Consider the following 855-nt stretch of genomic DNA (forward strand, 5'->3'; position numbering starts at 1 on the left):
CAGGAGATGTGTGGCGAAGGAATGCCTCAGGGTGTGCGGCGTTACCCGCTTTTTGATCTCGGCGGCCTCCGCCGCGGCATGAACGGCGCGGTTCATCTGCCGCGTGGAGAGCGGCGTGATCGGGCTGCGACCCGGAAATAGCCAGCCTTGCGGCAGCATCACGCCGCGGCGTTTGCCCTCGCGCCACCAGGCGCGCAGAAGCCCGAGCAGCTGCGGCGACAGCATGGCGTGGCGGTCCTTGCGGCCCTTGCCCTGCTCGACGCGGATCAGCATGCGCGTCGAATCGATGTCGCTCACCTTGAGCGCCACGATCTCCGACACCCGCAACCCCGCCCCGTAGCCCGTGCCAAGCGCCGCCTTGTACTTCGGTCCCGGTGCGGCTTCGAGCAGCCGCGCCACCTCCTCGACGCTCAGCACCAGCGGCAGCTTGCGTGGCTGGCGGATGACGGTGAGACGGCGCGAGAGATCGGGCCGGTCGAGCGTCACGGTGAAGAAGAAGCGCAGCGCCGAGACCGCGCTGTTGATCCCCGGCGGCCGCATGCCGCTCTCGGTCTGGTGTAATTGGAAACGCCGCAGATCCTCAGCCGTCGCGGTATCAGGCGAGCGCCCGATGAAGGCTGCAAACGCCTTCACGCAACGGATATAGTCTCGGCGCGTATCCTCGGTGAAGCCGCGCATGGACATGTCTTCGATCATGCGCTCGCCAAGTGCGCTGCCGGATGGATGCGTAGGGACGGTCATCGGATGCTCCTCTCAAGCTGAAGGTTGACACTTCATGCTCGGAGGCCGATGGCCGTCCGTCACCCCTGATCGATTAAAGCCTCACCGACGCTGCCAACGAAGCTCACGCCTCAA

Annotated in this window: 1 protein-coding gene; it reads right to left on the reverse strand. The window is 65.8% G+C overall.

Annotation, left to right across the window (positions count from 1 at the left end; translation table 11 throughout):
* Window positions 1–741, reverse strand: a 741-nt coding sequence (locus NKI58_RS35430; RefSeq protein ID WP_352854534.1) for a tyrosine-type recombinase/integrase, incomplete at its 3' end; no start/stop codon positions are given.
* Between the last annotated feature and the right edge of the window lie 114 nt (window positions 742–855).

Source organism: Mesorhizobium sp. M0522 (genome assembly GCF_040321085.1).
GTDB lineage: Bacteria > Pseudomonadota > Alphaproteobacteria > Rhizobiales > Rhizobiaceae > Mesorhizobium.